The organism is Flavobacterium sp. (genome assembly GCF_044371705.1).
Classification (GTDB): Bacteria; Bacteroidota; Bacteroidia; order Flavobacteriales; family Flavobacteriaceae; genus Flavobacterium.
The window spans coordinates 1-4,663 of record NZ_JBILTE010000197.1; the positions used below are offsets into that span (position 1 = coordinate 1).

5 protein-coding genes are annotated in these 4,663 nt (G+C 33.7%); 2 read left to right on the forward strand and 3 right to left on the reverse strand.

Translation table 11 applies throughout. The annotated features are described in order from the left end of the window. Positions 1–687 (reverse strand): tetratricopeptide repeat protein (locus tag ACIQ2S_RS11465; RefSeq protein WP_396176103.1); only part of this gene is annotated, 687 nt, incomplete at its 3' end. A gap of 323 nt (positions 688–1,010) precedes the next feature. On the opposite strand from ACIQ2S_RS11465, the gene ACIQ2S_RS11470 reads away from it, so the two are divergent. Together ACIQ2S_RS11470 and ACIQ2S_RS11475 are read left to right on the forward strand one after the other, a co-directional pair. Then, entirely contained in the window at positions 1,011–1,694 is a 684-nt protein-coding gene (locus ACIQ2S_RS11470; protein WP_396176105.1) for a cell division ATP-binding protein FtsE, read from the forward strand. Then, positions 1,694–2,599 carry a glycosyltransferase family 2 protein gene (locus ACIQ2S_RS11475; protein WP_396176108.1) on the forward strand — a complete coding sequence of 302 codons (906 nt, stop codon included), beginning with the start codon at positions 1,694–1,696 and terminating at the stop codon, positions 2,597–2,599. The genes ACIQ2S_RS11470 and ACIQ2S_RS11475 overlap by 1 nt, the downstream gene beginning before the upstream one ends. On the opposite strand, the gene ACIQ2S_RS11480 is transcribed toward ACIQ2S_RS11475, so the two are convergent. Together ACIQ2S_RS11480 and ACIQ2S_RS11485 are read right to left on the reverse strand one after the other, a co-directional pair. Then, positions 2,582–3,676 (reverse strand): glycosyltransferase family 4 protein, encoded by a 1,095-nt coding sequence (locus ACIQ2S_RS11480; protein WP_396176111.1) that lies wholly within the window; start codon positions 3,674–3,676, stop codon positions 2,582–2,584. The two genes, ACIQ2S_RS11475 and ACIQ2S_RS11480, sit on opposite strands and share 18 nt — an antisense overlap. 1 nt (position 3,677) lies before the next feature. After that, positions 3,678–4,663 (reverse strand): class I SAM-dependent methyltransferase (locus tag ACIQ2S_RS11485; RefSeq protein ID WP_396176114.1); only part of this gene is annotated, 986 nt, incomplete at its 5' end.

A 4,663-nucleotide genomic window follows, 5' to 3' on the forward strand; every position in this document is an offset into this window, starting at 1 on the left:
ATCAATTGCCTTTTGAAAATTACCCAATTTAAAATTCATGTCCGCCTGATAATAGGCCATTTTTTCTTTGTATTTCTCCTGATCGTCTACTTTTTCAAAATACTCGTTTGCTTCCTTATAATCGTCGGATTCATACGACATATATCCCAAATAATATTTGGCTTGCGAACCAAATTCTTGGGAGTTTTCTACTTTTTTAAACTGGTTGGAAGCTTCTTTTTTCTTCCCTGCCGAAAAATAGGCATACCCTTTTTGAAAAGTGAATTTTTCGCGTTCGGCTGGTGTTAAATTACTTTCGTCTACTTTCTCAAACCATTGCAACGCCTGTGGATAATTACCTTCGTCAAAATAATAATGAGCCACTTCAATATAAGCTTGGTTCTGTTTGGAACTGGTAGGATAATTTTTCACAAAATCTTCCATCAACACATCGCCGTTTGCCTGATTCAAACGAATGGCACAATTAGCGATATAATAGGCACAATCCGAGAGAATTTCGTAACTCTTTTGATCATCCTGCACTTTTTTAAACAAAATTTGTGCGGATTGGTACTGCTTTTCGTTGTACAATTGAATGGCTCGGTTGTATTCTTCTAAGGGATTGTTGTAAATTTCGGTGCTTTGAGCTTGCATCGACAGATTCATCAAAACTAGAAATAGAGAAAAAATATAGGTTTGGAGTCGCATATTGATTGGGATTTTGGTAAAATTCAAAGTTACGTTTTACTAAAGGCTTAACGGATGAATGAGTGTGTTTATTATAAACAAGGTTTTAAACAATTAGATAGTTGCGGGTTGAAGGTTGCGAGTTGCGGGTTTCAAGTTTCAAGTTTCAAGTTTCAAGTTTCAAATTTCAAGTTTCAAGTTTCAAGTTTCAGGTTTCAGGTTTCAGGTTTCAGGTTTCAGGTTTAACCTTAGTGCCTAAGTACCTCAGTACCTTAGCACCTCTAAAATAAAATTTTGAAAACCCTTCCATAGTTACTACTTTTACCCAACTAAATAATTATTTTATGTCTGAGCCAATTTTACTCTTGAAAAATGTGACCATCACGCAGGAGAACAACATGATTTTACAAAATGTAAATCTGGAAGTTAAACGTGGTGAATTCCTTTATATTATCGGAAAAACGGGTTCAGGTAAAAGTAGTTTGATGAAAACTTTCTATGCCGATTTACCTCTTACGGAAGGCGAAGGACACATTGTTGACTATGATTTAGCCACTTTAATAGAAAGTGACATTCCGTATTTACGCAGAAAAATCGGAATTGTTTTTCAAGATTTTAAATTACTGCCCGATAGAAGTGTATTTGACAACTTGGATTTTGTATTAACCGCAACCGGTTGGAAAGAAAAAGAAGAACGCCAAAATAAAATTGAGGAAGTACTCGACAAAGTGGGTATGAAATCAATGGCGAATAAAATGCCACACCAACTTTCGGGGGGCGAACAGCAACGGGTAGCGATTGCCCGAGCTTTATTAAACGACCCTGAATTGATTTTGGCCGACGAACCTACCGGAAATTTAGACCCTCAAACAAGTGTGGAAGTAATGACTGTATTGAAAAAAATTAACGAAAACGGTAAAACCATCATCATGTGTACACACGATTATGCGTTAATCATGAAATTCCCTTTCAAAACGTTGAAATGTGAAAACAGCACGTTGTTTGAAGTGGTGCAACGAACGGTGTAATGCTTTCCATACTAATTCCAACATATAATTACGACGTACAACCGTTAGTTTTGGAATTGCAAAAACAAGCGGAAGAACTTGGGATTGCTTATGAAATTATCATAGCTGAAGATGACACAATATCTGCATTCAGCCTTGAAAATTTAAAATTGAATGAGTTTAATAACATCAGCTATTCTATAAATCCCGTTAATTTTGGTCGAGCCAAAAACAGAAATGAATTAGTGAAAAAATCAAAATATGATTTACTACTATTTCTCGATGCAGATACTTTTCCTGTTCAAAATGAATTTTTAAAAAACTACTTAGATACTTATAAAAAAATCAACTCAAGTGTAATTTTTGGTGGTTTAAAATACCAAGATAACAAACCTGACCCTAAAAAAATGTTACGTTGGGTTTATGGAAAAAAAAGAGAAGCGATTGGAAGTAATAGTAGAAAAAAAGCACCTTACAAAACAATTTTTATTTCAAATCTTTTAATCGAAAAGAAAGTCTTACAAATGTACCCTTTCGATAATTCTATTGTTTACTATGGATATGAAGATACCGCTTTTTTTAATTCTCTAAAGCAACACCAAATTGCTGTAGAGCACATCGAAAACCCGGTTTATCATTTAGGCCTTGATGACAACAGTATTTATATCCATAAAATTGAAGAGTCGCTAAAGAATTTAAATAACTTACTTGAATTTCAAAAAGTTGATGGATTTGAAGTGAGAATAGTTTCCATTTACAAGACATTAAACAGAATCGGTCTAAGAAAACCGTTTACGTACCTTTATAAATTTTTAAGACCAATACTTCTTAAAAATTTAACAAGTAGTAGACCAAACTTACTAATGTTCGATTTTTATCGTTTGGGTTATTTTTGCTGCTTACCTGATTTAAAAGCCGGAAAATAATTGATGCCATTTTTCCATTACTGCTGATAATTGGTATTTTTGACTACTATGTTGCCCATTTTCTCCAAGCTTTCGTCGTAATTCAGAATCTGCAATTAAATGAATTACTTTTTCAGCGTACGTATTCAAATCAAAAGGTTGGATTAAATAACCATTAAAATTATTTTGAATCAATTCAGCGGGACCGGTTGGACAATCAAAAGCCACACAAGGGAGTTCGCATGCCATTGCTTCCAACAAAACCATTCCAAAACCTTCATGACGCGAAGTCATTAAATAAATGGACGCAGTGGCATAGACCTTTTCAATTTCAAGAGTTGGTTCGTGAAAGACAACATTATTCTGTAAATTTAATTCTTGTGCTAATTCATTTAGTTTTAATGCCGGATTGTAATCACTGTAAATATGAAGCTTCCAATCGGGGTACTTTTGAATGACTCTTTTCCAAATAGGTAGCAGCAAATCATATCCTTTCACAAACTCTTGCCTTCCCACTGTAATAGCTACCTTCGCTTCTAAAGTATTTGATTTCGGGTTTTCAATCCACAAAGGATTGGGAATAATTTGAATATTTTTTACTTTCCATTCATTTGTACTTGCTTGGGTTAAAACGACCATTTCATCTACAAATGATATTGAATAGTTAATGATGCGATTCAAAACAGCATTTTTCAACCGCTGAAAAAGATGTAATTTTTGTTCCACGTCTTCATAAAAACGAAAACCATGTTGTTCAAAAACCATCTTTACTTTACATTTTCTCAGAAAATAGGGCAATAATAAACCTTTCAAACCATTATCAACTATAATCAACACATCCGGTTTTTTGATTTTTATTTCGCTTTTGACCAAGCGAACATAATTCGTTAAATAAAAAGGTCCCCAACCGCCTAACTTTTTGTTGATTTGTTTAATTTTAGAAAAATCGAAAAAGTTTTGAGCAGACTTGGCGTTTGTAGTTAGAATGGTAACATCATATCCATAGTGCTTTTGAAGATAATTGGTTTTAATAGAAAAAACATGTTGCAAGCCACCGGAGCCATCAATTCTTGGGGTGATATATAACAGTTTTTTCATTTTACTTCTTTTGATAGACACCAAAAACCGCATCCGATTCGCCAGTTTTTGTCATATATTGATTTTCTATTTCAATCAATTCAGTCAGTAATTTTTTTGTTGCATCATTAGGCTTTAAAAAATGATGGGCAATTCCTTTAAGCGTCAAATGCAAAAGATTCCATCCTAATTTAGTTTCTTCTACGACAGAAAAATTTTTGTGAATTGCCGTAACCAAGTTAGCCGAATCTGGAGCTTCAGATGGATCTACCACGAACATTCGCAGCAATCCGGGTCGATACACTTTCTTTTTTAATGTCTGTGTATTGTAGAAAATTTTATAATCACTAGGAAGCGTATTTAATAACTCATTGGCTGCTTTTAATTGATGGTTTTTCCATTGTAAACGATTGGGTCCACAATACTCAAAAACAATTAGCAATCCATTTGGTTTTAGTAACGGTTTTACTTCATTAGCCAATAAAAAATCAATCGGTTGAAAGTGATGCAGACTCGAACTGAACAATACCACATCAAAGGAATTTTTCTCAAAATCTAATTTCCGGAAGTCAGCCGGAAAATAGCTGATTTTTAGATTTAAATTTTTTGCTTTTTCAGTCGCTTGCACAATTCTTTCTTCAGCTAAATCCACTCCGATTATTTCAGAAAAGCAATCATATTTTGCAAAATTTCTTTCATGCAAACCTTCACCGCAACCAATAGATAGTAGCCTTAAATTGTTGCTGCTTTTCAGGTATTTTTCAACCACATACTCTTCGTAAAAAGTTTCATGATTTCCCGAAATTTTAAAATTCCATTCTTTTTGAATTTCAGGAATAATCCAAAAATCGGAAGTTGACTGATGATTATCCCACTTGTTGGCAACTCGTTTATTTGAAGAACCAATCCATGAAAAAAGTTTCGTAAAACCTTTTTGTTTGATTTTATGATAGGTATCAATAAAGTCCCCTTTTGAAATTAGTGTGGTTTCAGGTTTCAAAAACATTG